The sequence below is a fragment of the Citreicella sp. C3M06 genome (assembly GCF_018860705.1).
GTDB lineage: Bacteria > Pseudomonadota > Alphaproteobacteria > Rhodobacterales > Rhodobacteraceae > Salipiger.
The window spans coordinates 18474-43657 of the sequence record NZ_JAHKQA010000005.1 but is presented as its reverse complement, the minus strand read 5'-3'; the positions used below and the strand labels follow the sequence as shown (position 1 = coordinate 43657).

The 25184-nt window shown below is 64.6% G+C and carries 26 protein-coding genes; 9 read left to right on the top strand and 17 right to left on the bottom strand.

Going from position 1 to position 25184, the window contains the following annotated elements; translation table 11 throughout:
* Window positions 1-7: 7 nt before the first annotated feature.
* The 4 genes from recJ to KO516_RS01965 form a co-directional block, all read right to left on the bottom strand.
* Window positions 8-1747 carry a single-stranded-DNA-specific exonuclease RecJ gene (gene recJ / locus KO516_RS01980; protein ID WP_216002137.1) on the bottom strand — a complete coding sequence of 580 codons (1740 nt, stop codon included), beginning with the start codon at window positions 1745-1747 and terminating at the stop codon, window positions 8-10.
* Between the two features lie 96 nt (window positions 1748-1843).
* Window positions 1844-2809, bottom strand: a complete 966-nt coding sequence (gene glpX / locus KO516_RS01975) for a class II fructose-bisphosphatase (RefSeq protein ID WP_216002136.1) — start codon at window positions 2807-2809, stop codon at window positions 1844-1846.
* A 144-nt stretch (window positions 2810-2953) separates the two neighbouring features.
* The gene (locus KO516_RS01970) at window positions 2954-4252 is read right to left on the bottom strand and encodes a homoserine dehydrogenase (protein ID WP_216002135.1); all 1299 of its coding nucleotides are present in this window, start codon (window positions 4250-4252) and stop codon (window positions 2954-2956) included.
* A 101-nt stretch (window positions 4253-4353) separates the two neighbouring features.
* The gene (locus tag KO516_RS01965; RefSeq protein WP_216002134.1) at window positions 4354-4644 is read right to left on the bottom strand and encodes a hypothetical protein; all 291 of its coding nucleotides are present in this window, start codon (window positions 4642-4644) and stop codon (window positions 4354-4356) included.
* A 100-nt stretch (window positions 4645-4744) separates the two neighbouring features.
* Between KO516_RS01965 and KO516_RS01960 the strand changes: the two genes are divergently transcribed.
* Window positions 4745-5335, top strand: coding sequence for a TetR/AcrR family transcriptional regulator (locus tag KO516_RS01960; RefSeq protein ID WP_216002133.1), 591 nt, complete (start codon window positions 4745-4747; stop codon window positions 5333-5335).
* A 2-nt stretch (window positions 5336-5337) separates the two neighbouring features.
* On the opposite strand, the gene KO516_RS01955 is transcribed toward KO516_RS01960, so the two are convergent.
* A complete protein-coding gene (locus tag KO516_RS01955) occupies window positions 5338-5754 on the bottom strand; it encodes a cytochrome c (RefSeq protein ID WP_216002132.1) in 417 nt (138 codons plus the stop codon).
* A gap of 79 nt (window positions 5755-5833) precedes the next feature.
* On the opposite strand from KO516_RS01955, the gene KO516_RS01950 reads away from it, so the two are divergent.
* Window positions 5834-6265, top strand: coding sequence for a DMT family transporter (locus KO516_RS01950; RefSeq protein WP_216002131.1), 432 nt, complete (start codon window positions 5834-5836; stop codon window positions 6263-6265).
* Here KO516_RS01950 and KO516_RS01945 read toward each other — a convergent pair.
* Together KO516_RS01945 and KO516_RS01940 are read right to left on the bottom strand one after the other, a co-directional pair.
* Window positions 6262-6945, bottom strand: coding sequence for an ABC transporter ATP-binding protein (locus KO516_RS01945; RefSeq protein WP_216002130.1), 684 nt, complete (start codon window positions 6943-6945; stop codon window positions 6262-6264). The genes KO516_RS01950 and KO516_RS01945 overlap by 4 nt on opposite strands.
* On the bottom strand, window positions 6938-8344 hold the full coding sequence (locus KO516_RS01940) for an ABC transporter permease (RefSeq protein ID WP_216002129.1): 1407 nt from the start codon (window positions 8342-8344) through the stop codon (window positions 6938-6940). The genes KO516_RS01945 and KO516_RS01940 overlap by 8 nt, the downstream gene beginning before the upstream one ends.
* Before the next feature lie 276 nt (window positions 8345-8620).
* Between KO516_RS01940 and KO516_RS01935 the strand changes: the two genes are divergently transcribed.
* Together KO516_RS01935 and KO516_RS01930 are read left to right on the top strand one after the other, a co-directional pair.
* Window positions 8621-9742 carry a pyridoxal phosphate-dependent aminotransferase gene (locus KO516_RS01935; RefSeq protein WP_216002128.1) on the top strand — a complete coding sequence of 374 codons (1122 nt, stop codon included), beginning with the start codon at window positions 8621-8623 and terminating at the stop codon, window positions 9740-9742.
* A 115-nt stretch (window positions 9743-9857) separates the two neighbouring features.
* The gene (locus KO516_RS01930; protein ID WP_216002127.1) at window positions 9858-10049 is read left to right on the top strand and encodes a histidinol phosphate aminotransferase; all 192 of its coding nucleotides are present in this window, start codon (window positions 9858-9860) and stop codon (window positions 10047-10049) included.
* Window positions 10050-10075: 26 nt separating this feature from the next.
* On the opposite strand, the gene KO516_RS01925 is transcribed toward KO516_RS01930, so the two are convergent.
* The gene (locus tag KO516_RS01925) at window positions 10076-11272 is read right to left on the bottom strand and encodes an alanine--glyoxylate aminotransferase family protein (protein WP_216002126.1); all 1197 of its coding nucleotides are present in this window, start codon (window positions 11270-11272) and stop codon (window positions 10076-10078) included.
* A gap of 157 nt (window positions 11273-11429) precedes the next feature.
* Between KO516_RS01925 and KO516_RS01920 the strand changes: the two genes are divergently transcribed.
* The 4 genes from KO516_RS01920 to KO516_RS01905 all read left to right on the top strand — a co-directional run bounded on the left by KO516_RS01920 (window position 11430) and on the right by KO516_RS01905 (window position 15486).
* Window positions 11430-12137, top strand: a complete 708-nt coding sequence (locus tag KO516_RS01920) for a tyrosine-protein phosphatase (protein WP_216002125.1) — start codon at window positions 11430-11432, stop codon at window positions 12135-12137.
* Entirely contained in the window at window positions 12134-13894 is a 1761-nt protein-coding gene (locus tag KO516_RS01915) for an ABC transporter ATP-binding protein (protein ID WP_216002124.1), read from the top strand. The genes KO516_RS01920 and KO516_RS01915 overlap by 4 nt, the downstream gene beginning before the upstream one ends.
* Before the next feature lie 66 nt (window positions 13895-13960).
* Window positions 13961-14692 carry a folate-binding protein YgfZ gene (locus KO516_RS01910; RefSeq protein ID WP_216002123.1) on the top strand — a complete coding sequence of 244 codons (732 nt, stop codon included), beginning with the start codon at window positions 13961-13963 and terminating at the stop codon, window positions 14690-14692.
* Complete coding sequence (locus KO516_RS01905) at window positions 14689-15486, top strand: fructosamine kinase family protein (RefSeq protein WP_216002122.1); 798 nt, start codon at window positions 14689-14691, stop codon at window positions 15484-15486. The genes KO516_RS01910 and KO516_RS01905 overlap by 4 nt, the downstream gene beginning before the upstream one ends.
* Here the strand turns inward: KO516_RS01905 and KO516_RS01900 are convergent.
* Both KO516_RS01900 and efp read right to left on the bottom strand, forming a co-directional pair.
* Window positions 15457-15951: a GNAT family N-acetyltransferase gene (locus KO516_RS01900; protein ID WP_216002121.1), complete on the bottom strand. Its 495-nt coding sequence runs from the start codon at window positions 15949-15951 to the stop codon at window positions 15457-15459. The two genes, KO516_RS01905 and KO516_RS01900, sit on opposite strands and share 30 nt — an antisense overlap.
* A 93-nt stretch (window positions 15952-16044) precedes the next feature.
* Window positions 16045-16608, bottom strand: coding sequence for an elongation factor P (efp, locus tag KO516_RS01895; protein ID WP_216002120.1), 564 nt, complete (start codon window positions 16606-16608; stop codon window positions 16045-16047).
* Between the two features lie 215 nt (window positions 16609-16823).
* Between efp and KO516_RS01890 the strand changes: the two genes are divergently transcribed.
* On the top strand, window positions 16824-17153 hold the full coding sequence (locus KO516_RS01890; RefSeq protein WP_216002119.1) for a DUF6280 family protein: 330 nt from the start codon (window positions 16824-16826) through the stop codon (window positions 17151-17153).
* 84 nt (window positions 17154-17237) lie between these two features.
* Here the strand turns inward: KO516_RS01890 and KO516_RS01885 are convergent, their stop codons facing one another.
* From KO516_RS01885 to recF, 7 genes are all read right to left on the bottom strand, one after another.
* Entirely contained in the window at window positions 17238-18146 is a 909-nt protein-coding gene (locus KO516_RS01885) for a hypothetical protein (RefSeq protein WP_216002118.1), read from the bottom strand.
* Window positions 18147-18216: 70 nt separating this feature from the next.
* The gene (locus tag KO516_RS01880; protein ID WP_216002117.1) at window positions 18217-19629 is read right to left on the bottom strand and encodes a TolC family outer membrane protein; all 1413 of its coding nucleotides are present in this window, start codon (window positions 19627-19629) and stop codon (window positions 18217-18219) included.
* Window positions 19630-19711: 82 nt separating this feature from the next.
* A complete protein-coding gene (locus KO516_RS01875; RefSeq protein ID WP_216002116.1) occupies window positions 19712-20362 on the bottom strand; it encodes a protein-L-isoaspartate O-methyltransferase in 651 nt (216 codons plus the stop codon).
* Between the two features lie 124 nt (window positions 20363-20486).
* Window positions 20487-20813, bottom strand: coding sequence for a hypothetical protein (locus KO516_RS01870; protein WP_216002115.1), 327 nt, complete (start codon window positions 20811-20813; stop codon window positions 20487-20489).
* Window positions 20814-20821: 8 nt separating this feature from the next.
* Window positions 20822-21163, bottom strand: a complete 342-nt coding sequence (locus KO516_RS01865; protein ID WP_216002114.1) for a YqjD family protein — start codon at window positions 21161-21163, stop codon at window positions 20822-20824.
* Window positions 21164-21509: 346 nt separating this feature from the next.
* On the bottom strand, window positions 21510-23927 hold the full coding sequence (gene gyrB, locus KO516_RS01860) for a DNA topoisomerase (ATP-hydrolyzing) subunit B (protein ID WP_216002113.1): 2418 nt from the start codon (window positions 23925-23927) through the stop codon (window positions 21510-21512).
* A 79-nt stretch (window positions 23928-24006) separates the two neighbouring features.
* Window positions 24007-25110 carry a DNA replication/repair protein RecF gene (recF, locus tag KO516_RS01855; protein ID WP_216002112.1) on the bottom strand — a complete coding sequence of 368 codons (1104 nt, stop codon included), beginning with the start codon at window positions 25108-25110 and terminating at the stop codon, window positions 24007-24009.
* Between the last annotated feature and the right edge of the window lie 74 nt (window positions 25111-25184).

The window sequence follows — 25184 nt, the reverse complement described above, 5'->3', positions numbered from 1 at the left end:
TGTGAACTCACGCCTCGGCGGCGTCCTCAAGCCGCAACTGCACGCTGCGCCGACCGTTCCATTCATTGATCTCGATCCGGCCCGCAACGTGGAATCGCTTGCCCTTGTGATCGCTCAGAGCCGCGCCCAGCGGGCCGTCGAAGGCGCCAAAGGCGATGGCGTCGATCCGCACGCCAAGCCCGTCATCGAAGCTGACCTTGAGATGCCCCGCGCCGACCTGCTTTGCAAAACCGACCCGCATTTCGGGAAAGGCAAAGCGCGGCGCGGGCGCGCCTGCACCAAAGGGGCCGGCCTTTTCGATGCCCTCACACAGATCGACGCTGGCCGCGCCGGGCATCAACGTACCGTCAAGCGACAGATCCGCCGCGCCGCCAAGCCCCGCGCCCTGCTTTGCCAGCAGCTCTGTCAGCCGCTCCATCGCCGCCTCCAGCTTGTCCCGCGCCACGGTCAGGCCCGCCGCCATCTTGTGGCCGCCCCCTTTGATCAGCAGCCCCTCGGCGGCCAGCTTCTGGATTGAGGCGCCAAGATCGACGCCAGACACAGAGCGCCCCGACCCCTTGCCCTCGTCACCATCCATGCCGATGACGATGGCGGGCCGGTTGGTGCGCTCTTTGAGCCGCGATGCCACGATGCCGACCACGCCGGGGTGCCAGCCTTCGCCCGCCGCCCAGACCAGCGGCGCGTCAAAGCCGCGCTCTTCGGCCTGCGCCAGCGCGGCAGCGCGCACCGCCTCTTCGACCTCGCGCCGCTCGCCGTTGAGCTGGTCAAGCTTGTCTGCCAGAGATTTCGCCTCGTGCGGATCGCGGCAGGCCAGCAGCCGCGCGCCAAGATCGGCGCGCCCGATGCGCCCACCCGCGTTGATGCGCGGCCCCAGCACAAAGCCAAGATGATAGGAGGTCGGCGCAGTATCGACCCGTGCCACATCGGACAGCGCCACAAGGCCGGGGCGCGAACGCCCGGCCATGACATTCAGCCCCTGCCGCACCAGCGCCCGGTTCACACCCCTGAGCGGCGCAACATCCGCCACCGTCGCCAGCGCCACAAGGTCGAGCATCGCCATCAGGTCCGGCCCCCGCTTGCCCGCCGCACGCATCTGACGGCCTGCGTCGACCAGTGCCAGAAACACCACGGCAGCAGCGCACAGATGCGCCAGCGCCCCGTCTTCGTCCTGCCGGTTGGGGTTCACCACGGCGACGCACTCGGGCAGGGTTTCGCCCGCAAGGTGGTGATCCAGCACGATGACATCCGCCGCAGCCGCCGCTGCGATCGGCCCATGTGACAGCGTACCGCAATCGACGCAAACGATCAGATCATGCGCCGCTGCCAGCTGCGCCATGGCGGGTTCGTTCGGCCCGTAACCTTCGTCGATGCGGTCCGGGACATAGAGCGTCGGCTCCAGCCCCATCTGGCCGAACCAGTCGATCAGCAGCGCCGCCGAGGTGCCGCCATCGACATCGTAATCGGCAAAGATCGCCACACGCTCGCGCCGCGTCACCGCCGCCACCAGCCGGCTCGAGGCGGCCTCCATGTCGCGCAGCGTGCGCGGATCAGGCAGCAGGTCGCGTAGCTTGGGGTCAAGGTAGCCAGCCACCTCTTCGAGTGGCACGCCCAGCCGCGCCAGCACCCCGCACAGCGCGCGCGGCTGGCCGGTCTGCTGCACCATCGCCTCGGCGAGGCGTTCGTGTTCGACGCCCGGCCCAACCCAGCGCCGCCCGGTCAGCGAGCAATCAACCCCGAGATACGCCATATCCGTCTCCTACCAGTCAGAGCCTGCGCGATAACGCAAAAAGGCGGGGAACGGAACGCCGCCCCCGCCTTTGATCTTGTCGCGATCCCGGCCCGCTTATTCGAACGGGTTGCGGTAGATCACCCGGCGCACCGAGCCGGTCTTGGACCGCATCAGGATGGTTTCGGTGGTGATCCAGCCCGGCGTGCGCTTGATCCCCGACAGGATCGAGCCGTCGGTCACGCCGGTCGCGGCAAAGATCACATCCGCGGTGACCAGCTCGTCCCGGGTATAGATCTTGTCGAGATCGGTGATCCCGGCCTTGGCGGCACGGCCACGCTCGTCATCGTTGCGGAACAGCAGCTTGCCGTACATCTGCCCGCCCATGCATTTCAGGGCGGCGGCCGCAAGCACACCCTCGGGCGCGCCGCCCGATCCCATGTACATGTCGATGCCGGTGATCTCGGCCTCGGCGCAATGCATCACACCGGCAACATCGCCATCGGTGATCAGACGGATCGCGGCGCCGGTGCTGCGCACTTCGGCGATCATCTCGTCGTGGCGCTCGCGCTCAAGGATGCACACGGTGATGTCGGTGTTCTTGACGCCCTTGGCCTTGGCCAGCGCCGCGACGCGCTCGGACGGGCTCATGTCCAGCGTGACGACGTCGGTCGGCAGGCCCGGCCCGACGGCGAGCTTGTCCATATACACATCCGGCGCGTGCAGCATCGAGCCGCGCGGCCCCATGGCGATCACGGTCAGCGCGTTGGGCATGTCCTTGGCGGTCAGCGTCGTGCCTTCGAGCGGGTCCAGCGCGATATCCACGCCCGGGCCGGTGCCGGTGCCGACCTCTTCGCCGATGTACAGCATCGGGGCTTCGTCGCGCTCGCCCTCGCCGATCACCACCACGCCCTTGATGTCCAGCTTGTTGAGCTGCTCGCGCATGGCGTTCACGGCCGCCTGATCGGCGGCCTTCTCGTCGCCGTGGCCGATCAGTTTCGCCGAGGCGATGGCGGCCTGTTCGGCCACCCGCGCAAGGCCGAGTGAAAGCATACGGTCATTGAAATCCTTGGGGATCGACATGGGGTCTTCCTCTGAAACACTGTCGCAAGGGGTGTAGCGCGTGGCCGCGCGAAAGCACAAGGCCGGTCGCGCTAACGACCGGCCCCGGAACGGCGACATGCGCCTTGAGAAGCATCGGGGTAAAAACGGCGGCAGGGTGCCGGTTCAGACCGCCTCGATGCGCAGCGCCACCGGGGCGTCGCGCACCACACCGGTCGCCGGAATCGCCTCGAGCGCCTGATCGAGCGCGGCGCGGGTGGTCTTGTGGGTGACGATCAGCACCGGAGCGGCGTTGTCGACATGGTCATACTGGCGCATCCGATGGATCGACACGCCGGCGTCGCCGAGCGCCGCCGCCACCTTGGCCAGAGCGCCCGGCTTGTCGGCCAGATCCATGCGCAGATAATACGGGGCCGGGGTCGCCGCCTGCGCGGGCGTCGCCGCGATCAGCGTCGAGGCGGGCACGCCAAAGGTCGTCACCCGCGTGCCGCGCGCGATGTCCATGATATCGCCCATCACCGCGCTGGCGGTGGGGCCTTCGCCCGCGCCCGCGCCGCGCATGACGATCTGGCCCACCTGATCGCCATCGATCACCACCATGTTGGTGCCGCCATCCAGCTGTCCCAGCGGCGAGGTCGCGGGCACGAGGCAGGGCGACATCGACTGTTCGAGCCCGCGCCCGGTCAGGCGACACACGCCCAGCAGCTTGATCTTGTAGCCCATATCCGAGGCCTGCCGGATGTCGTCGATACTGACGCGGCCGATGCCTTCGAGTTCGACAGAACTGAACGCCACCTGCGTGCCGAACGCGATCGACGCCAGCAGCGCCAGCTTGTGCCCGGCGTCGATGCCGCCGACGTCAAGCTGCGGATCGGCTTCGAGATACCCCAGCGCGTCGGCCTCGGCAAAGGCGGCAGCATAGGTCAGCCCGCCCGATTCCATCCGCGTCAGGATATAGTTGCAGGTGCCGTTCATCACCCCCATGACGCGGGTGATGTCATTGCCCGCAAGGCTTTCGGTCAGCGCCTTGATGACGGGAATACCACCCGCCACCGCCGCTTCGAAGCGCAGCACGCAGCCATTGGCCTCGGCCAGCTCGGCCAGCGCCTGCCCGTGATGGGCCAGCAGCGCCTTGTTCGCGGTCACCACATCCTTGCCCGCCTTCAGCGCCGCCTCGACAGCGGCCTTGGCCGGGCCGTCAGAGCCGCCGACCAGTTCGACGAAGACATCGACATCAGGGCGGGTCGCCAGCGTGACCGGATCGTCTTCCCAGTCGTACGAGGTCAACGACACACCACGATCCTTGTCGCGGTTGCGCGCCGAGATGCCGGCGATTTCGATCCGGCGGCCAGAGCGGTCGGCCAGAAGTGCCGCCTTCTGGCGAATGATCTTGACGACGCCCGAGCCAACGGTGCCAAGGCCGGCAATCCCGATGCGAAGCGGTTCAGAGGTGGTGCCGGACATCGGGCGTTCCTTCATGCCTTGGGCGCGGCAAAGCCGCGCGAATACGTGTTGAGTGGCGCAGGGATTAGCCGCCCAAGCGGGAAGGTGCAACGCCGCAAGGGCTATTCAGGGTAAGGCCAGGCCACCCCTTGCGCCATGCGCGAGCGCACCGGCGCGGGCACAACCGGGCCCGAAAGCCCGGCGGCGCGGGCACGTAGCGCCTCGGCGCGGCTTTCGAGCCCGACGCGCATCTGCGCATCGACCATTGGGCTCGGCCCGTCGGTCAGCTGCTCCAGTGGCAAAAGATCGGGATAGGGGGCCCAACGTGTTTCAGCCGTGCGCGCCCGATCAAGGTCGGGGAAGGCGGTGCAGCCCGCAAGGGCGACAGGGATCAGCAAGGGCAGCAGGCGCATGGGCGTTTTTCCATCGGGTCCGTCCCCCTCTTGCCGCAGGCTGGGCTTCGGAGCAAGCGCGCCGCTTGATCTGAACGAATGTTCAGTTCATTCATGTGGCATGGCGCGCACCCAAGGTTCCCATTCCGCACTCACCGGCCCCCGCATCCGCGAGGCGGCGCTCAGGCTTTTTGCCAAGCACGGCTATGCCGCCGTGTCGATGCGCCAGATCGCGGCCGAGGTCGGCGTGCAGGCCGGGGCGCTGTACAATTACACCCCCGACAAGCAGGCGCTGCTGTTTTCGCTGCTACAGGGCCATATGGACGAATTGCTGGACGCGTGGAAGGGCGAACCGCAGGGCGATGACCCGATGGCGCGGCTCGAATGTTTCGTGCGTTTCCACATCCGGTTCAACCTGCAGCGGCCCGAGGCGATCTTTATTTCCTACATGGAGCTGCGCAACCTCGAGCCGGAGAATTTCGCCGTCATCGAGGGGTTGCGCAAACGCTACGAGGCGGTGCTTGAAGGCATTCTGCGCGACGGCGAGGCGGCGGGCACCTTTACCGTCGCCGATCCGGCCATCGCCACCCGCGCGCTGATCGCCATGCTGACCGGGGTCAACACGTGGTACCGCGCGCAGGGACGGCTAAGCATCGACGAGATCAGCGGCATCTACTGGCAGATGGTGCGCCGCTCGGTCGGCGCGCCATGAGCTCAGCGCGTGACCTGAACCGATTCGAGATACTCGAGCAACGCCACCAGCTTGCGCGGCGTCGGGGTCATCTTGCCGTCGCCGGTGTCGAGCGGGATCAAATCGCCTTCGAGCAGCTCGCCGAATTCCGGCATTTGCGGGCCGTCAAGGTCCGAGCGGGCGTAACCGTCGATATACGACAGCACCTTGGCGCGCGGAAAGGTATCGCCGTGGCGCAGCGAGATCAGCGTCAGATCCTTGGGCGGCTTGCTCATGGCGCGGGCCATCTCGCCGTCGCCCTTGGCCGTCTCGCCGTGGCAGACCGAACAGTACTCCATGTAAAGCGCCCGCCCGTCACGCGCCTGCGGCATTTCTTTGGGAACGCAGGCCACAAGCCCGGCCCCAGCAATGAGCCATGCGCCCACCATCACGTATTTCATGACTTCGCTCCGTCGTTTCCCGGCCTTCTGTTTCGCCTGCGAGGCGAGCCGGATCAAGCCTTCATCACAAGGACTGTACATGCCTGCCTATGCCCTGACCATGCTTGCCGCCGGGATCGGCATTCCGATCCTTGCCGCGCTGAATGCCCGGCTGGGCGCTTACATCGGCTCGCCCCCGGCGGCGGCGGTGATCCTGTTCTGCGTGGCGCTGTCGGCGACGATTCTGGTGCTGCTCACATTGGACCCAAGGCCGATCGTGCGGGCGTGGGGCGCGCCCAAGCATCTGTTTCTCGCCGGGCTGTTCGTGGCGTTCTATGTGCTCAGCATCACCTTTGTGGCGCCGCATTTCGGCATTGGTCGCTCGGTGTTTTTCGTGCTGATCGGCCAGCTGATCAGCGCCGCGATCATTGATCACTTCGGCCTGATGGGCGCGATCCCGGCGCCGCTGACGTTGTCGCGGGCAGCCGGGATCGGTCTGATGGCCGCAGGGGTCTGGATGGCGATGCGCTAGAGCGGAACCAGCGCGCCGCCGTCAAGCCGCACCCGGCGATCCATGCGCGCGGCCAGTTCCAGATTATGGGTGGCGATCAGCGCCGACAGGCCAGTTTCGCGCACCAGCGTCATCAACGCGCCGAACACCGTGTCGGATGTGCCGGGATCGAGGTTGCCCGTCGGCTCGTCGGCCAGCAGCAGCTTTGGCCCGTTGGCCATGGCGCGGCAGAAGGCGACGCGCTGCTGCTCGCCCCCTGACAGGGCGGCGGGGCGGTGATGAGCGCGGCTTTCGACCCCGACGCTGGCAAGCAGCTGCAAGGCGCGCGTTTCGGCGGCATCCTTCGCGGTACCGTTGGCAAGCATCGGCAGCGAGATATTCTCGAGCGCGGTGAATTCCGGCAGCAGGTGGTGGAACTGGTAGACGAACCCGATCTCCTGCCGCCGCAGGATGGTGCGGCGACGATCTGATTTACCGCCAAGCGCCTCGCCCGCGATGGACACCTCGCCCGCGTCGGCGGTGTCGAGCAGCCCGGCGATATGCAGCAGCGTCGATTTGCCCGCCCCCGAGGGCGCGACAAGCCCGACCACCTCTCCCCGGGCCAGATCCAGCGAGGCGCCGCGCAGCACGGCGATCTCGTTGGGCTGGCCGGTGTTGTAGGTCTTGGTGATGCCCGACAGGCTCAGCACGGGATCATTCATAGCGCAGTGCCTCTACCGGGTTCATCCGCGCCGCGCGGCGGGCGGGAAAGATCGTGACGACGAAGGACAGGCCAAGCGACAGCGCCATAGCGCTTGCCACGTCCTGCAGCTGAAGCTTGGCGGGGAGCGAATAGATCCCGCGCACCGCCGGGTCCCAGACCCCGCCCCCCGAGACATAGTTCACGAAGGAAAAGATCGGGTCGATGTAGATGGCGAACAGGCACCCCAGCGCCACGCCCATCACCGTGCCGATCACCCCGGTGAAGGCCCCGCAGATGAAGAACACCCGCAGCACCGAGCCTTCGGTCAGGCCCATGGTGCGCAAAATGCCGATGTCGCGGCCCTTGTTCTTTACCAGCATGATCAGCCCTGAAACGATGTTCATGGTGGCGATCAGCACCAGCACCGACAGGATGACGAACATCACGTTATCCTCAACCTCGAGCGCCCGCAGGAAGGCGCCGGAGGCATCCTGCCATGTCCATATGATCGCCCCCGTCCCGGCGGCCTGCTGGATATCGAGCGCGAGATCCTCGACCCTTTCGGGGTCGGATGTCATCACCTCAAGCTCGTCGGCGACGCCTTCGCGGTTAAAATACAGCTGCGCCTCGTCGAAGGGCATATAGACGCGGGTGCGGTCGATGTCATAGCGACCGGCGGTGAAGATATAGCTGACCGGATAGGTCTTGACGCGCGGGCTGACGCCAAAGGCGGTGCGCACACCGTCGGGCGAGATCAGCTTGATCTCATCGCCGACGCCGACGCCCAGTTCGCGGGCGACGCCCGAGCCGATGGCGATGCCTGTGGCGGCGGGCACGGTGAAGGGAATGGTCTCTGCCTCTTCGCCGCCGTCGATGTCGTCTTCGATCACGTCATCGCCCTCGACGATCTCGGGCATCGAAAGTGGCGGCGCTTCGGGCGTAACGCCGAAATCGTCCAGCGTGCCGCGCCCCGTTTCGGGATCGGCGATGCGCGGGATGGCCCGGAGATCATCGGCGGCGATGCCGAACACCTCGACACCGGCGTTGCGGCTGTTGGCGGTGGCCATGACCTGCCCCTTGACCAGCGGGGCAACCCGCGTGACGCCGGGCACCTCGGCCACCCGCTCGGCACGCTCGGTATAGTCGGGAAAGGTGCGCAGGATGCGACCGTCGTCGTCTTGCCGCTGTTGAGCGTAGACGGTGACATGCGCGTTGGCGCCAAGGATGGTGTCGACGAATTCCGCCCGGAAGCCCGAGCGCACCGCCAGCGTCGCGATCAGGGCGAACACCGCAAGGGTAATGCCGACGAGACTGATCCAGGTCATCACGCTGACCCCGCCTTCGGCACGGCGGGCACGCAGGTAGCGCCATGCGATCATCCATTCGAACGGGGCAAAGGGGGGCGGTGTGCTAGCCATTCAGGCGCGGCCTTTCCTAGATGCGGCTGTTGGGGCAACAACTGGCCTGCCCGCCTTCTGCGGTCAAGGCACAGCGCCGTGCAATGCCGGAGATTGGCTTGTTTCGCTATGCGCAAGACCATGGAGTTGCGCGGGGCATTCCGGCGTGGAGGGGGCGCTGCCCCCGCCCTTCGGGCCCCCCGGAGTTTATCTGGCAAGATGAAGACTGGGGCCGGGATTTCGCCCGGCATGGCATTTTTCTTGACCGCGCGCGCCGGGCAGGCATAGTCCCGCGCCATGACCGGACCCAGATTTCCCCGCCTCATCGCCGACCTTCCAGCCACGGTGCCGTTTGTCGGCCCCGAACAGCTTGAGCGCGCGCAGGGGCATGAGTTTCGTGCCCGGCTTGGCGCGAATGAAAATGTGTTCGGCCCGTCACCGAAGGCCATTGCGGCGCTGCGCGCGGCGGACTCTGAAATCTGGAAATATGCCGACCCAAGCCATTGCGACCTGAAGGCCGAGCTGTCGGCGCGGCTGGGATGCGGCCCCGAAAACATTGTCTTTGGCGAGGGCATCGACGGGCTACTGGGCTATCTGGTCCGGCTGCTGGTGGCGCCGGGCGATGCGGTGGTGACCTCGGACGGGGCATATCCCACGTTCAACTTTCACGTGAACGCCTATGGCGGGGCGCTGCACAAGGTGCCCTATGCGGGCGATTCCGAAGATATGGCGGCGCTGTTCGCCCGCGCGGCAGAGGTCGACGCCAAGATCGTCTATCTTGCCAACCCCGACAATCCGATGGGCAGCTGGCACAGCGGCGCCGAAATCGAGGCTGCGCTTGCGCAGTTGCCAGCGGGCTGTGTGCTGGCACTGGACGAGGCCTATATCGAATTCGCGCCCGAGGGGACGGCGCCGCGCATCGCGATCGACGATCCCCGGGTGATCCGGTTCCGGACCTTTTCCAAGGCCTATGGCATGGCGGGGGCGCGGGTCGGATATGCCTTTGGCGCCGAGCCGCTGATCCGTGCTTTCGACAAGATTCGCAATCATTTCGCGATGAACCGAGCCGCACAGGCTGGCGCGCTGGCGGCGCTGCGAGACGACGACTGGCTGGGGCAAGTGCGCGACAAGGTTGCCAAGGCGCGTCTTCGGATCGGTGAGGTCGCGCAGCAAAACGGGTTGAGCGTGCTGCCTTCGGCAACCAATTTCGTCGCGGTGGATTGCGGCGGCGACGGGCGATTGGCGAAAGCCGTGCTGCAGGCGCTTGCGGCGCGGGGCGTATTCGTGCGGATGCCCTTCGTGGCGCCGCAGGATCGTTGTATCCGGATCAGTGCCGGAACCCCTGAAGATCTGGATATTCTGGCGGCGGAACTGCCAATAGCACTGGCGCAGGCCCGCGAAACCGTGCCTGTGGGCTGATCGGCGCGGAACCATAAGGATTTCGCAAGGGTTGATCCTGCATGATCGGTTGCGTCGCCGGATGTCGGCGCAGACCGGAAGGACTCATGATCAGCTCTGAGCGAGGATTCATGTCATGGACGAGCGCACACGACAGACGACCCCCGAATACACGACCTCTGCCCTGTTTTTCATCTTCATTAACATGCTGTGGATCTTTGGGGTGGTCTGGGTGAACTGGGGGCTTGAGGCCGTGGCCATTGCCGGGGTGGTCGTCAACCACCTGATCACGCTGCTCGACAACCGCATCAATGGCGAGAAGGGCTGACGCCCTTCCCGCAGATCCTTTGGCCGTCAGGCCTTGCCGATGACCTCGGCGGCGGCGGCGATTCCGCCCCGACCATGCGGCACGCCAAGCGCCTGCATCCCCGCTTCGATCACGCCAAGTGCGCCCAGCACCATATGGGCGTTGACGTGTCCCATATGGCCGATGCGAAAGAAGCCGGTGCCTTGGGGATCGCCGGGTTCCGACATGCCAAGGCCAATGCCCAGCGTCACGCCGGCCTTCTTGTCCGTCCATTCGCGCAGCTGCGCGCCGTAGGGAGCACCGATTCGCAGCGCCGAAACCGCGTGACTGCGATGCGCGGGATCAGCGATATTCAGCGCCAGCGGCCCGTCCTTGCCCCACGCCTCGACCGCCGCCCAGACCGCCCGCGCCAGTGTCGCGTGGCGAGCCCAGACCGCGTCGAGCCCTTCGTCCTTGATCATGTCCAGCGCCACGCGCAGCCCGTAAAGATGATGCGCCGGGGCTGTGCCACCGAAATACTGGTAGAAGAATTCAGGGTCGGCGCGCGGCTTCCAGTCCCAATAGCGACTGACCCGCTTCATCGACTCGCGCTGCGCAGCGGCCTTGTCGTTGAAGAACACAAAGGACATGCCCGGCGGCACCATCAGCCCCTTTTGCGAGCCTGCCACCATGATATCCGCGCCCCACTCATCCATGCGGAACACATCGCAGGCCAGCGAGGCGATGCAATCCACCATCAACAGCGCCGGATGCCCGGCCTCGTCGATGGCGCGGCGCACCGCGGCGACATCGTTGCGAATGGCGCTTGCGGTGTCGACATGGCTCATCAGTACCGCACGGATGGCATGGCCGGAATCGGCCTTCAGCGCCTCGAAGACGCGGGCCGGGTCGACCGGCGTCTGCCGGCCAAAGTCGATGATCTGCGTCTCGATCCCCAGCCCGGTGGCCATGTCGGCCCAGCCAAAACCAAAGCGCCCGGTCGCGGCCACCAGCACCGTTTCACCCTCGGCAACCACGTTCGACAGCGCCGCCTCCCATGCGCCGTGACCGTTCGAGATATAGATGCAGGCGTTGCCGTCGGTCTGCGCGACGTGGCGCAGATCGGGGATGATGCCGCGCACCATGTCGATCAGCTCGCCCTCGTAGATGTTCGGAGAGGCGCGGTGCATCGCGCGCAACACGGCATCGGGCATGACGGACGGGCCGGGAATGGCCAGGTAAGGGCGGCCGTAGGCTAGGGACATAGGGGGAGACTCCGCAGAACTGCCCCTTGAAATTGCGGGGCCAGCGCCAACCTATCCGTCGAGACGGTCGCGTCAATCGCCCGTTGCGCATGCCCTCATGCTTGCCACGCAGGGCCCGCCCCCTTAAACCGCCCGCAAAGGGACCGGGACCGTAACGATGCTCAAGACCCTCTGGGAAAAGATCGAAACCACCGAACGCAGGGTTCGCAGATCCTTCGGCAAGGACATTTCGAGCCCCGGTTCGCGTGCCTTGTCGCAGCTGCATTACAACCTGTTCGACCATGCATGGCTGCGCTCGGTCTGGACCAATTTCTGGCAGATCGCGCCCGGCGTGTGGCGGTCGAACCATCCGACCCACCGGCGGTTCGAGAAATACGCCGCGATGGGTATCAAGACCGTCATCACCCTGCGGGGCGAAGAGAAATATTCGCATTACCTGTTTGAAAAGGAAAGCTGCGAGGCGCTTGGTCTGACGCTGCTGCACGCCAAGCTCTGGGCGCGCACTGCGCCAAGCCGGGTGCGCATCCAGCATCTGCTGGCGACCATGCGGCAGGCGCAAAGGCCGTTCATGTTCCACTGCAAATCAGGGGCGGACCGGGCCGGGTTTGCCTCGGCGGTCTACCTGATGGTGTTCGAGAACACCCCGGTCGAGATCGCCCGCAAGCAGCTTGGCCTGAAATACATCCATCTGGAATTCACACGCACCGGCATTCAGGGTTATGTTCTGGACATGTACGCAGCCCGCAACGCCCGCTCGCCGATCAGCTTCGAAGACTGGGTCGCCACAGAATATGACGAGAAGGCCGCGCAGGCCGGGTTCGACGCCCGCCGCCCGCCCGCCGACATCGCGAAAGAGCTGGAATGAGCGACGGCACCCCGCCTGCACCGCGCGAACGCAAAAACCTCTTTCTCTGGCTTTGGTGGACCTATCTGTGGCGCTACCGGGTGCTGCTGGTCGTCGCCATGCTGTTCATGTTCATCGAAGGTTCGATGTTCGGACTGCTCAGCTACATGATGAAGCCGATGTTCGATACGGTGTTCATCGGCGGGGACGGCTCGGCGCTGGTCTGGGTCGGCGCGGTGATCTTTGGCTCTTTCCTGCTGCGGGCGCTGGCCAGCGTCGTGCAGAAGGTGGTGATGACGCAGGTTTCGGAACGCTCGGTCGGTGATATCCGCAACGATCTGATGCGCCACCTGATGACGCTCGACAGCGCCTTTCACCAGAACTTTGGCCCCGGCTATGTCATGCAGCGCATCGAAGGCGACGTCGGTGGCATCAGCAAAGTCTGGCGGATCATCATCACCGGGGCGGGGCGCGACGTGATCGCGCTGTTCTCGCTATTCGGGGTGGCGATGACCATCGACTGGCGCTGGACGCTGGTGGCGCTGGTCGGCGCGCCGCTGCTGGTGCTGCCGTCGATTGGCCTTCAGCGCTATGTGCGCAAATTCGCGCGGCAGGCACGCGATGTCGGTGCGTCGCTGTCGATGCGCCTGAACGAGGTGTTTCACGGCATCGTCCCGGTCAAGCTCAACCGGCTTGAGAGCTATCAGGCCAAGCGATACCGCGATCTGACCGATCAGCGCATCCGCACCGAGACCCGCGCCTCGATGGGGCAGGCGGCGATTCCGGGGATGATCGATTTGATGGCCGGCATCGGCTTTGTCGGTGTGCTGTTCTACGGTGGTGGGGAGATCCTGTCCGGCACCAAGACTGTCGGTGATTTCATGGCGTTCTTCACCGCCATCGCGCTGGCCTTCGAACCGCTGCGCCGGCTGGGATCGGTCAGCGGCAGCTGGCAGATCGCGGCGGCCTCGATCGAGCGTCTGAAAGAGTTGCTCGATATGATCCCCGAGCTACGCGACCCGGAGCATCCGCTGCCGCCACCGACTGGCACACCGCGAATCGAACTGCGCGACGTGCGGCTGTCCTATGGAGACTCGCCGGTGCTGCGCGGCGCGAGCTTTGTCGCCGAGGCCGGGCAGACCACGGCGCTGGTCGGTGCTTCGGGCGCGGGAAAGTCGACGGTGTTCAACTTGTTGACGCGGCTGGTCGACCCCGAAAGCGGGCTGATCGAGATCGGCGGCGTAGCGGTGTCGGATATGACGCTGGCGGATCTGCGTGGCCTGTTTTCCGTTGTCAGCCAAGAATCGCTGCTGTTCGATGAATCCCTGCGCGACAATATCCTGCTTGGGCGCAAGGGCGTGTCTGACGAGCAGATGAACAAGGTGCTGGAGGCGGCGCATGTCGCCGATTTCCTACCCCGGATCGAAGGCGGGCTCGACGCCCGCGTCGGGCCGCGCGGCTCGTCGTTGTCAGGCGGCCAGCGCCAGCGGGTTTCTATCGCGCGCGCACTGCTGCGCGACACGCCGATCCTGCTGCTGGACGAGGCGACAAGCGCGCTTGATGTGCAATCCGAGGCCGTGGTGCAGGCAGCGCTGGACAAGCTGGCGCAGGGGCGCACGACTCTGGTCATCGCGCATCGGCTATCGACGGTGCGGCACGCCGACAAGATCGTGGTGATGGATCAGGGCAAGGTCGTCGAACAAGGCACGCATGATGACCTACTTGCGCAACAAGGCGCCTATGCGCGGCTTCATGCACTGCAATTCGCGGAAAGCTGATCGCCCTGCTCTCGCCAGCGCTGCGACGCGGCGGTAGAGTGCCCCCCAAATCAGAAGGGGGCGACCATGAGCGAACGCAAAATTCTGCGGATCAGCGGCCCGGAGGCTGAACATTTCCTTCAGGGGCTGGTCACCAACGATGTGACGCGGTTGAAGGACGGCATCGTCTACACCGCGCTGCTGACGCCGCAAGGCAAATACCGGGCCGACTTTTTCCTTGTGCCGGATGGCGATGACATCCTTGTCGATGTGGCCGAACCGCTGGCCGGCGACCTGCTGCGCGCGCTGAGCATGTACAAGCTGCGGGCCAAGGTGACGGTCGAACCGACCGACCTTGCGGTTGCGCGCGGCCCCGGTGCGGCCCCCGACGGGGCCTTCGCCGATCCGCGTGACCCGCGTCTTGGCTGGCGCGCCTATGATGGGCGGCCCTCGGAAACCGCCGACTGGGATGCGCTGCGAGTCGAGGCGCTGGTGCCGGAAAGCGGCATCGAGCTGACGCCGGACACCTTTATCCTCGAGGCCGGCTTCGAACGCCTGCACGGGGTGGATTTCCGCAAGGGTTGCTATGTCGGGCAAGAAGTGACCGCCCGGATGAAGCACAAGGCCGAGCTGCGCAAAGGCCTCGCGCCGGTTGTCGTCGATGGCACGGCCCCGGTCGGCACCGAGATCCTGTCGGGCGAAAAGCCTGCAGGCGTGCTGTATACCCAGTCGGGCGGGCGCGGCATCGCCTATCTGCGGTTCGATCGCGCCGTCGGCACGCTTACCGCCGCAGACGCGCGGCTGCGGTACGAGCCATGACCGTGCAGGGACCGTCGCGGATCTTTGGGAAGGATGTGGTTGCGACGCGCGCGTTGCACGGGGGCGATCTGTCTGAAGTGGTACGGATGGATCTGTCGGATGGCACCGCCGTTGCGGTCAAGCGTGGGCCAAGGGTGGCGACAGAGGCGGCCATGCTGCGCGCCATGGCCGCCACCGGTGCACCCGTGCCAAAGGTGCTGCACCTGCAAGGCGACCTTCTATGCCTCGAATGGCTAGAGGAGACGACCGCGTCCGCCTCTGGCTGGCGGGCACTGGGCAGCGGGCTGGCAAAGCTGCACGCGGCGCGCGGGTCAGGGTATGGCTGGCCCGAGGATTACGCCTTTGGCAAGGTTGTCATCGACAACGCACCAGCCGCGGATTGGCCGCGTTTCTGGGCCGAACGCCGCCTGCTGCCGTTTCTGAGCGCCCTGCCCCCGGCGATGGCAAGGCGGCTGGAATCCGTCGCCCGTGCCTTGCCCGAACGGCTGCCTGCGTCGCCACCACCCGCGCTGCTGCATGGCGATCTGTGGACAGGCAACGCGCTGTTCAGCGCCCACGGTGCCTATCTGATCGACCCGGCCTGCTATTATGGCCACGCCGAGGTCGACCTTGCCATGCTCGACCTGTTCGGCGCGCCCGCGCCGGATTTCCACGCAGGCTACGGGCCGGAAACGCCGGGCCGCGCCGCGCGCCGCCCGATCTATCAGCTGTTTCCGGCGCTGGTGCATTACCGGCTGTTCGGCGCCGCCTATCAAGGGTTGGTCTCACGCCTGATCGGTGCGGCCGGGGTCTGAGACCAGCAGTTTTTCAAGGATCTGCACCGCATCCCGCGCGCCAAGCCCGCGCATCAATGCCCACGACGCCGCGTTGAAGCTGTGCACAGAAACCACCCAGCCGTCACAGCCAGCGGCGCGCGCCTCGGATTCGAACCGTCGTGCCAGCCGCCGCGCTATCCCGCGCCGCCGCCACGACGGCGCAACTGCGATGTGATCGAGCAGCGCCACCCGCCTGCCCTGCTCGACCGCGCTGGCAGGGATGTCGCGCACACGCCAGAGCAGGTAGCCGCGCACGACACCCTCGGCGCGGTACACCAGCCCGAACGCGCCATCATCAAGCTGTTGCGCCAGAAACCCGCCAAGCGCCGCATCATCCGATGCGCCGTGAAAGCGATGCGGCACCCGCGACACGTGCAGCGCGTTGAGCCCTCGCAGCAGCGGCGCAACCTGCGGCAGGTCGTGTTTGGAAAGGGGATCGATCATTGAAAAGGGCCTCCGGTGGCTATGCGCCGGAGGCCCTTTTGGATCTGATATGCGCCCCCGGATCGCACGGGGACAAAGCAGTCGGCGCGCGGGTTATGCGCGTTCCGAATACTCCATGGTTTCGGTGTTCACGATGATGTCTTCATCCTGCCCGACGAAGGGCGGCACGAGAACCCGCACGCCATTGTCGAGCACGGCGGGCTTGAAGCTGTTGGCGGCAGTCTGACCTTTGACCACCGGCTCGGTCTCGACGATCTTGCAGGTCACCTTTTGCGGCAGGCTGGCATTGAGCGCCTCGGACTCGTGGAATTCCACCAGAATGGTCATGCCGTCCTGAAGAAAGGGGCGACGCTCGCCCAGCAGCTCGGCGTCGATCTGCACCTGATCGTAGGTTTCCGTATCCATGAAGATCAGCTGGCCGGCATCTTCGTAGAGGAACTGCATGTCCTTCTGTTCCAGACGCACACGCTCGACCTTGTCCGCCGAGCGGAACCGCTCGTTCAGCTTGGAGCCGTTGCGCAGGTTCTTCATTTCAACCTGTGCGAAGGCCCCACCCTTGCCGGGCTTCACATGGTCGACCTTAACGGCAGCCCACAGGCCTCCGTTATGCTCCAGCACGTTACCGGGGCGGATCTCGTTTCCGTTGATCTTGGGCATGGGCAAAACTTTGGCAAAAGGTTGATGAGTCTCTGGCAGCTCCTATATCTGGCCTGTTGCCATCGTGCAAGACAACGAGATCTTGAGCGGCAGCGATTAGAGATATGCAAAAGTCGCATGGCAGGCATGCAATCGCGGTGTATCCGAATCAATCGGAATGGTCCATAACGCCACACACGCCGCAAAAGACAAGAGCAATAATCAAAGGTCGAATCATGAAAGATTTCGTGGATAGCACAGCCTACAACGCCGAACAGGGCAACCGCGCGCGCAAGCTTTTTGCCGCCGTGGTACTGGCTGCGCTCGACGACGCGATCGCCGATGACAAGAAGTACGGCAACGGTCCCGAGCAGATCGCCCGCTGGGCGCGCTCACGCGACGGCCGTGAGGTTCTGAGCTGTGCCGGTATCGACCCAAACGAGCGGGTTGTCGCCGGCCTGATGGAATTTGTCGGCAAGGGCGTGCGGACCTCTGTTGCGCTGTCGCGTGAAGAGAGCGAGCGTCGCCATGCTGCCGCTGCTGCCGAGCAGGCCGAAGCCGCCTGATCGGGATGCAGCGTCTGAAGTGAAGAAAGGGGTGTCCCGATGGGGCACCCCTTTCCTTTTGCAGTCACAGTTTTCGCGCCAGGCTCAGTCCAGTTCGTGGCTGACCAGCATGCGATGGATCTCGCGGCGGACCAGCTTGCGGACATTGCGGGTGATGCGCTCGCCAAGCGCGCCTTGCAGCTCCTGACGGACGATGCTGCCAACCATATCGCGCAGCATCTCTTCGTCGATGGTGGCGACGGCGGTGCCGGGCTCTTTGCGCGCGTCGACAGGCAGATCCTTGGCGCCGCCCTCAACCTGAGAGCCCCGCCACGGCGGCCCGCCAAGAACCAGCGCCGGCGGCGTGACAGTTTCAACACGCTCCTGCGTCGACTCTGCGACGTCGGTTGCAGGGTCGGCTTTATCTGCACCCGGACTTTCGATCACAAAGGTATCGGCGTCTTCGTGCGCGACGTGATCTTCCCAATCGAGCGAGTCTCTGGCGCGGTGCACAAAGGTTGCCGAGGCCGGGTTTTCGCCCTGTTCCGCTTGAGCTTCGGGGGCCGCGCCCCGCGCAATCAACGCTTCAAGCCTTGCGATCTTGGCGGACAGGCTGTCTTCGGCGGGGTCCGGCGCAACATCCACGTCAGACTCGGGCGCCGAATCCTCTTGCGCTGCAAGCATCCGCTCGACCTCGTCGGACACCAGACGCGTAATGAAGCCCGATCGCTCGTCGACGGCAGCTGTGGTCAGCTCTGGCTCCGGTTTGAAAAACTTGGCATCCCGGGTGTCTTCGCTGGCTTGAGGCGTGGCGGCATCAGCGACAGGCATTTCGGGGTCTTGCCCACCCTTTGCGACGTCATTCACACGCTGCGCCGGGGTCAGAACAAGACGATCAGGCCGCTCAGGCGCCTCGGTCGGCGGCTCGCTTCGAGGGCGAGCATCCTCGGACACGAGGCGGCGGATGGAGGACAGGACATCCTCGATTTCCAGATTCGTCACGGGGTCTGACATTCAAGTACCACATTTGCCACACGAACAGCGTACCCCGAGCCGGGGGATCAGACAACAGATGCAGAGAAAGCTAGTTTTTTCCCAGTGCACGCAGGACGCGATCAAGGTCACTGCCCTGCTTCGAGCTGATCGGAGCCGATTTGACCGCCTTGTAATAGGCTTCGGGGTCATATTTCGGCACAGCCAGCCCCAACGCATCCGATGTCAGCTGCCCGATCGACGAGAGCACCGCATAGGCGGCGATGGTTTCATCCACCTGAGACGAGATCAGCGACGCCCGCGCATCTAGCAAGGTCTGCTCGGCGTCGAGCACGTCGAGCGTGGTGCGGGCGCCCAGCGTCGCCTCTTCGCGGATGCCATCAAAGGCGACCTGAGCGGCGCGCACCTGTTCACGGGCAGAAATCTGCGACGCCTGCGCGATGCGCAATTGCGCATAGGCGCTGCCGACGCTTTGCTCGACATTGCGCCCGGCAGTGTAGAGCTGCGCACGCGACGCATCGCGATTCGCCATGGCCTGACGGACCTGCGACGCGATTGCCCCCCCTTGGTAGATCGGCCCGGACATGCCAAGCGTCACTGAGCCGCCGTAGGTCGCTGCGGGACTTTCCCAAGTCTCGGTCCGCCCGTAGCTGCCCTGCAGCGTGAACTTGGGCGATTTGGATGCCTCGGCGATTTGCACGGACAGATCGCTGGTCGCCACAGTGTGGCGCAGTTGAACGATATCGGGATGGTTGCGCAGCGCCATCGTCTTGGCGGTGTCGACCGAACCGGGAAGGCGCGGCAGCCCCTTGGGCTGCTCCAGCCGGTCCGGATAATGACCGACCACGGACTTATAGACCTCGCGGTTCACGGCCAGCTGCCCCTCGGCAGCGGTCAGGTTGCTGCGCGCCGCGGCCAGCTGTGCCTCGGCGGCGGCGACATCGGTACGTGTCACCTCACCAACCTCGAAGCGGTCATTGGCAGCGCGCACCTCTTCGCCCAGCACCCGGACGTTGTTGCGACTGAGTTCGACCGTTTCCTCGGCGCGTCGGACTTCCATGAAAGCGGAAACGCCGTTCAGCAGGACCTGCTGCTCAACGCTGATCAGCCCCGCCCGTGTCGCCAGCACCGATTCCCTGGCGGCAGCCCGCCGCAGATTCAACGCACCGCCTTGATAAAGCACCTGAGTCGCCACAAGGCTCAGGCTGGCGCTGGTCGATGCGAGATCACTCCAGACATACTTGCCAGTGGTGGAGCTTTCGCTGTTGGTGTCGCCATAGCTGCGCTGGAATTCGCCCTGCCAGCTCAACACCGGACGCAGCGCCGCCAACGCCTGCGCCACGTCTTCGTCAGCCGCGCGCAGAACGGCGCGATTCTGGTCGAGCAATCCGCTGGTGATATAGGCGCTGGACAGGGCGCTTGCGAGCGTCTCGGCGCCGGCCTGCACAGGCACCAGCGCCGCAAGGCAGACCCCCGCCATGATTCCGATGATCTTGCGTGCCATGGTCCGATCCCTTGCCCCTGTATTGCTTGCCTTTTGCCGCTGTTGCCGCGACTAATCAGTCAGTATCGGCGGCCCGCATGAGTCAAAGCGCGAATTCCGCCTTCTTTTCAAAACCTTTCAGCACCGGCGCCGCAGCGTTGAACGCAAAGCGCCAGCTGATCGCACCGTCTATTTTCCAGCCGATCCGAACCGTGCCAAGCGCGCCATCCATAAAGATGCAGGCGATCCGCCCGCCATCCTTGAGCTGCGCCAGCAATGTATCGGGAAGAACGGCGACACCGCCTTGAACGATGATCGCATCATAGGGGCCATGCGCCGCCGCGCCTTCGGCCAGAGGGCCGGTGTGCAGCAGGACATTGTCGGCATGTTCGCCCAGCAGGGCCTGCGCCTCGGCGGCAAAGCTCTCGTCATCCTCGACCGCAACCACCGCTTCGGCGATGCGCGCGATGACCGCAGAGGAATAACCAAAGCCCGTGCCGATATCGAGCACCAGATCATCATCGTCGAGGTTCAGCGCATCCAGCATCTTGGCCAGAGTGCGCGCTTCCAGCACGACACGATCCTTCGACAGGTGAAGATTGCGGCCGGCATAAGCTGCCTCGGCCTCTGACGCGGGCACGAACGCCTCGCGCGGGATGCGCAACATCGCATCAATGATCGGGAACTTTGTAACGTCCGAGGGTCGGACCTGCGTATCCACCATCACTCGGCGGCGCGTTGCGAAGTCGGTCATCCGCTAAACTCTTCCGTTCAGTATTCGCTGAAGACGGTTGTGCCACAGATGACGCGGCCTCGCAATCGCGTTGGTTGGAATGCGCCTAGCGGCGATGCATTCCGGTTACGGAAAAATCTCCGCCTCAATCCTCGTCGTCGCTGCGCGGGCGCATCGACGCGCCAGCAGCCCGACCGGCAATAAACGCCTCGATAAGCGCACCAAGGCCGGCGGTTGGAGGTGGCACATAGGCGCGTCTGCGGCGGAAATACAGCATGACGATCAGACCGAGAAGGATGAAGCCGCCGCCAAGACCCAAAGCGGCGGTCAATGCGCCATAGGCATCGACGAGATAAATCCACCCGGCAACAGTCAGGAAACCTGCGCCGATGGCCATAAGAAACCCGCCCAGAACGCTGCCTATGACGCGCCGGACGGTATAATTCAGGCGCGCCTGTATCGCGTAGATCATTGCGCCTGTTACTTCCGGCCGATGTAGCCGATCAGGAAGCCGACCGCCGCCGCGATACCGACAGCCTGAAACGGCGAGGTGCGGATGTGACCAGCGGTCTCGGCCTCAAGCTCGCTAAGCTTGCGACCTGCCTCATGCAGCGCGTCTTCGCCGCGACCGCGCAGCTCGTGCACTTTCGCTTCGGCTTTCAGTTTGGCATCGGTGCCGCGCGACTTGCCAACATCACCCATCAGTTCGGTCAGCGCCTTGAGATCTCCGCGCAAGGTCGAGATCTGATCCTTGAGCGCATCAATGTCGCTTTGCTTGCCGGGAGCGGTCTCGGTCACCGGGGTGGTTTGTGCATTCGCCATTTCGAAGTCCTCCGGAAAATTCGGTTGTCATGTGTCCAACGCTCCGAATGGCAGGACAGTTCCCGCCAGCGCGGCATTTTACCAATGCGTAGAATGCGCGCCACGGATGGCCTGGTTAGAAACAACAGGCTGCGCCTCCGCGCCAGTTGTTGCAAGGGCAGATACCACCGCGCCAAGAGTTGAGTGTGAAAGTTTGGGCGTAGATATGATGGCTACAGGGATCGTAACGGACCACCGCACAGCTTAATCTAGCCATCTAGCAAATATACAAAAATATCTATTCTTGCAGCCTCGCGGCGCACAGGATCCTGCGCGCCGTCAAGAATTTTGGCTTCTTTGAAAACAATCAGAAGTCGAGGTTTTCAACGCTCAGCGCGTTTTGTTGGATGAACTCACGGCGCGGCTCGACGACATCCCCCATCAGCTTGGTAAAGATGTTGTCCGCCTCGGCCATGTCGTCAATGCGAACCTGAAGCAGCGTGCGCGCGTCCGGATCGAGCGTGGTTTCCCAGAGCTGCCCCGGATTCATCTCGCCCAGACCCTTGTAGCGCTGTAGCGACAGGCCCTTTTCGCCCTCGTCCAGAATGGTCTTGAGCAGGCCGAGCGGGCCGTAGACCGCCTCGCGCCGGTCCTTGCGCTCGAAACTGGCAGGGGTGTTGTACACCGCCTGAAGCGCTTGGGTGAAGCTGCCGGTTTTGCGCGCCTCGCCCGAACGCAGCATCGAACCGTCGAGCGTGCGCACCTCTTCGACGCCGCGCAGAATCCGCGCAAGACGGATGCCGCGATCCTGAGTGATGCGGCCATTCCAGCCCTTTTCATATTCCAGCGCCACCATGTCGAGCCGCGCCGCTACCTTGTCGGCCACGCCTTGCAGATTGGCATCGACCGCGCCCGGCGTGAAGGCCCCGGCAATCGCCGCCTGTTCCAGAATATGACGCGGATAATGGGTCGGGAAGGCATCAAGCACGCGCTTGAGCTGCCGCGCCTCGTCGATCACACGCTTGAGATCCTGCGACGCGATCGCCTCGCCGGTGCCAAGACGCAGCTGCGCCCCGTCAATGCCCTGATTCACAAGGTAATCGTCGAGCGCCGCCTGATCCTTGACATAGACCTCTGACTTGCCGCGCGCCACTTTGAACAGCGGCGGCTGGGCAATATAAAGATAGCCGCCCTCGATCAGCTGCGGCATCTGCCGGTAGAAGAAAGTCAGCAGCAGGGTCCTGATATGCGCGCCGTCGACGTCGGCGTCGGTCATCAGGATGATCTTGTGATAGCGCAGCTTGTCGATGTTGAATTCATCGCGGCCGATCCCGGTACCAAGCGCCATCACGAGGTTGCCGATTTCCTGGCTGCCAAGCATCCGGTCGAACCGCGCGCGTTCGACGTTGAGGATCTTGCCCTTGAGCGGCAAGATCGCCTGCGTCCCGCGATCGCGCCCGGTCTGGGCGGAGCCACCGGCAGAGTCACCCTCGACGATGAACAGTTCGGTTTTCGACGGATCCTTCTCGGAACAATCCTTGAGCTTTCCGGCAAGGAAGTTCACGTCCATCGGGTTCTTGCGCCGCGTCAGTTCGCGTGCCTTGCGGGCGGCTTCGCGGGCATGGGCGGCTTCGACGATCTTGCTGACGATGACCTTGGCCTCGCCGGGATGCTCTTCGAGCCACTCGGCCATCTTTTCGTTCATCAGGTTCTCGACCGCCGGGCGTACCTCGGAGGACACCAGCTTGTCCTTGGTCTGGCTGGAGAATTTCGGATCGGGAACCTTGACCGACAGCACGCAGGTCAGACCTTCGCGCGCATCATCGCCGGTAAAGGCGACCTTTTCCTTTTTCGAGATGCCCTTCTCGGCGGCGTATTTGGTCAGCGAGCGGGTCAGCGCGCCGCGAAACCCCGCCATATGGGTGCCGCCATCGCGCTGCGGGATGTTGTTGGTGAAGGGCAGCACATTTTCATGATAGCTGTCGTTCCACCACATCGCGATCTCGACGCCGATGCCGTCGCGTTCGCCAGTCATGTAGATCGGCTCTTCCATCGCGGATTGCTTCGAACGGTCGAGGTATTTTACGAATTCCTTGACGCCGCCATCATAGTGCAGCTCGGTCTGGATCGGGGTGGCGGGGCGCTCGTCTTCGATGATGATGCGCACGCCGGAATTCAGGAACGCCAGCTCGCGCAGCCGCTTTTCCAGCGTCTCGAAGCTGAATTCGAGGTTGCTGAACGTCTCGGTCGAGGCAAGAAAGCGCACTTCGGTACCGCTCTCGCCGGGGGCGTCGCCGACCTCGCGCAGATGCTCAACCGTGTCGCCATGGCTGAACTTGGCGTAATATTCCTTGCCGTTGCGCCAGATGCGCAGTTCGAGCCAGACCGACAGCGCGTTCACCACCGAAACGCCGACGCCGTGCAGACCGCCCGACACCTTGTAGGAATTCTGGTCGAATTTGCCGCCCGCGTGCAGCTGGGTCATGATGACCTCGGCCGCCGAGACGCCTTCTTCCTGATGCATATCGACCGGGATGCCGCGACCATTGTCGCGTACCGAAACCGAACTGTCGGCATGGATTTTGACGCGAACGAAATCCGCGTGCCCGGCCAGCGCCTCGTCGATGCCATTATCGACGACTTCGTAGACCATGTGATGCAGGCCAGAGCCGTCGTCCGTATCCCCGATATACATGCCGGGGCGTTTGCGTACGGCCTCCAGGCCCTTGAGAACCTTGATGGAATCCGCGCCATATTCCTGCGGAGCGCCTGCGGGCTCGGCCATGTAGCCATCCTCTTGTCTTGTTTGCGCATTTTATAGGGGGAAGACGCGTGTTTGTCACGCGTATGACACCAGATTTGGGTCAGTCCGCCGTCTTTTCAACGAAGGATTGTCCCTGCTCGTCGCGAACCTTCAGCTGTTGCGCCCGTGGCCCGAGTTCGGTGAAAAGTTCCGGCCCCGTTCCGGTCATCCAAGCCTGCGCGCCAAGGGCGCAGATCTCATCGTACAGCGCCGCACGCCGCTGCGCATCAAGATGCGCCGCCACCTCGTCCAGCAGCAGGATTGGCGGCTCACCCTCCGCCGCCAGCGCGCGGGCATTGGCAAGGATCAGCGAGATCAGTAGGGCCTTCTGCTCGCCGGTCGAACAGTCCGACGCGGGCACGCCCTTGGCGGCGAACACACCGTAGAGGTCGGCGCGATGCGGCCCAACCAGCGTGCGACCCGCCGCCATGTCGCGAAAGCGCCCCTCGGCCAGCGCCTCGCGCAGATCCTGCTGCGAGCCGGGAATGTCGGCCTCGGTCGATATCAGCTCCAGATCGGCGGCAGGAAACTGCGTTTCGGCCCCCTGTTGCGCCTGCGCCAGACGGTCGAGAGACGCCTGACGCGCGTCCTGAATTGCGGCGCCGCTTTGCGCCATCTGTCGTTCCAGCGCCGCGTACCAATGGGCGTCGCGCACCTGTTCCTTGAGCAAGCGGTTGCGTTCGCGCATGGCCTTTTCATAGGTCAGGCTGGCCTCGGCATGGTCGGGAAAGAACGACAGCGTCATCCTGTCGAGAAACCGTCGCCGCCCCTCGGGGGCCTCGATCCACAGCCGGTCCATCGAGGGGATCAGCCACAACATCCGCGCCACCCGCCCCAGCGCCACTTGCGGCGCGGGCTTGCCGTCGATCTCTGTCACCCGCGCGGCGCCCGCTTCGGAGCGGATCATCACTTCGCGCGGACCAGCCTGCCCCTGCAGCAAGGCGGACACCTTCCACCCCAGCGCCTCGGGTCGGCGCGTCATGTCCTGCGCCGAGGCTCGCCGCATGCCGCGCCCCGGAGACAGCAGCGAAATCGCCTCGATCAGATTGGTCTTTCCTGCACCGTTCGGCCCCCAGATCGCCACCGGGCGCGCATCGACGCGCAGCTCTGCCCGCTGATACGAGCGGAAATGCGACAGGGCGAGCGTGGTAAGATGCAGGCTCATGCCCGTATCTGGCGCAGACAGCGCATGACGGCGGGGCAAGACGCCGCGCCGTCAGGGGCGCATGGGTCGGCAAA

Excerpts from the sequence above, each read along its gene's own strand:
- recJ (WP_216002137.1), bottom strand. The coding sequence starts at position 1,747 with ATGGCGTATCTCGGGGTTGATTGCTCGCTGACCGGGCGGCGCTGGGTT.
- glpX (WP_216002136.1), bottom strand. The coding sequence starts at position 2,809 with ATGTCGATCCCCAAGGATTTCAATGACCGTATGCTTTCACTCGGCCTT.
- KO516_RS01970 (WP_216002135.1), bottom strand. The coding sequence starts at position 4,252 with ATGTCCGGCACCACCTCTGAACCGCTTCGCATCGGGATTGCCGGCCTT.
- KO516_RS01965 (WP_216002134.1), bottom strand. The coding sequence starts at position 4,644 with ATGCGCCTGCTGCCCTTGCTGATCCCTGTCGCCCTTGCGGGCTGCACC.
- KO516_RS01960 (WP_216002133.1), top strand. The coding sequence starts at position 4,745 with ATGGCGCGCACCCAAGGTTCCCATTCCGCACTCACCGGCCCCCGCATC.
- KO516_RS01955 (WP_216002132.1), bottom strand. The coding sequence starts at position 5,754 with ATGAAATACGTGATGGTGGGCGCATGGCTCATTGCTGGGGCCGGGCTT.
- KO516_RS01950 (WP_216002131.1), top strand. The coding sequence starts at position 5,834 with ATGCCTGCCTATGCCCTGACCATGCTTGCCGCCGGGATCGGCATTCCG.
- KO516_RS01945 (WP_216002130.1), bottom strand. The coding sequence starts at position 6,945 with ATGAATGATCCCGTGCTGAGCCTGTCGGGCATCACCAAGACCTACAAC.
- KO516_RS01940 (WP_216002129.1), bottom strand. The coding sequence starts at position 8,344 with ATGGCTAGCACACCGCCCCCCTTTGCCCCGTTCGAATGGATGATCGCA.
- KO516_RS01935 (WP_216002128.1), top strand. The coding sequence starts at position 8,621 with ATGACCGGACCCAGATTTCCCCGCCTCATCGCCGACCTTCCAGCCACG.
- KO516_RS01930 (WP_216002127.1), top strand. The coding sequence starts at position 9,858 with ATGGACGAGCGCACACGACAGACGACCCCCGAATACACGACCTCTGCC.
- KO516_RS01925 (WP_216002126.1), bottom strand. The coding sequence starts at position 11,272 with ATGTCCCTAGCCTACGGCCGCCCTTACCTGGCCATTCCCGGCCCGTCC.
- KO516_RS01920 (WP_216002125.1), top strand. The coding sequence starts at position 11,430 with ATGCTCAAGACCCTCTGGGAAAAGATCGAAACCACCGAACGCAGGGTT.
- KO516_RS01915 (WP_216002124.1), top strand. The coding sequence starts at position 12,134 with ATGAGCGACGGCACCCCGCCTGCACCGCGCGAACGCAAAAACCTCTTT.
- KO516_RS01910 (WP_216002123.1), top strand. The coding sequence starts at position 13,961 with ATGAGCGAACGCAAAATTCTGCGGATCAGCGGCCCGGAGGCTGAACAT.
- KO516_RS01905 (WP_216002122.1), top strand. The coding sequence starts at position 14,689 with ATGACCGTGCAGGGACCGTCGCGGATCTTTGGGAAGGATGTGGTTGCG.
- KO516_RS01900 (WP_216002121.1), bottom strand. The coding sequence starts at position 15,951 with ATGATCGATCCCCTTTCCAAACACGACCTGCCGCAGGTTGCGCCGCTG.
- efp (WP_216002120.1), bottom strand. The coding sequence starts at position 16,608 with ATGCCCAAGATCAACGGAAACGAGATCCGCCCCGGTAACGTGCTGGAG.
- KO516_RS01890 (WP_216002119.1), top strand. The coding sequence starts at position 16,824 with ATGAAAGATTTCGTGGATAGCACAGCCTACAACGCCGAACAGGGCAAC.
- KO516_RS01885 (WP_216002118.1), bottom strand. The coding sequence starts at position 18,146 with ATGTCAGACCCCGTGACGAATCTGGAAATCGAGGATGTCCTGTCCTCC.
- KO516_RS01880 (WP_216002117.1), bottom strand. The coding sequence starts at position 19,629 with ATGGCACGCAAGATCATCGGAATCATGGCGGGGGTCTGCCTTGCGGCG.
- KO516_RS01875 (WP_216002116.1), bottom strand. The coding sequence starts at position 20,362 with ATGACCGACTTCGCAACGCGCCGCCGAGTGATGGTGGATACGCAGGTC.
- KO516_RS01870 (WP_216002115.1), bottom strand. The coding sequence starts at position 20,813 with ATGATCTACGCGATACAGGCGCGCCTGAATTATACCGTCCGGCGCGTC.
- KO516_RS01865 (WP_216002114.1), bottom strand. The coding sequence starts at position 21,163 with ATGGCGAATGCACAAACCACCCCGGTGACCGAGACCGCTCCCGGCAAG.
- gyrB (WP_216002113.1), bottom strand. The coding sequence starts at position 23,927 with ATGGCCGAGCCCGCAGGCGCTCCGCAGGAATATGGCGCGGATTCCATC.
- recF (WP_216002112.1), bottom strand. The coding sequence starts at position 25,110 with ATGAGCCTGCATCTTACCACGCTCGCCCTGTCGCATTTCCGCTCGTAT.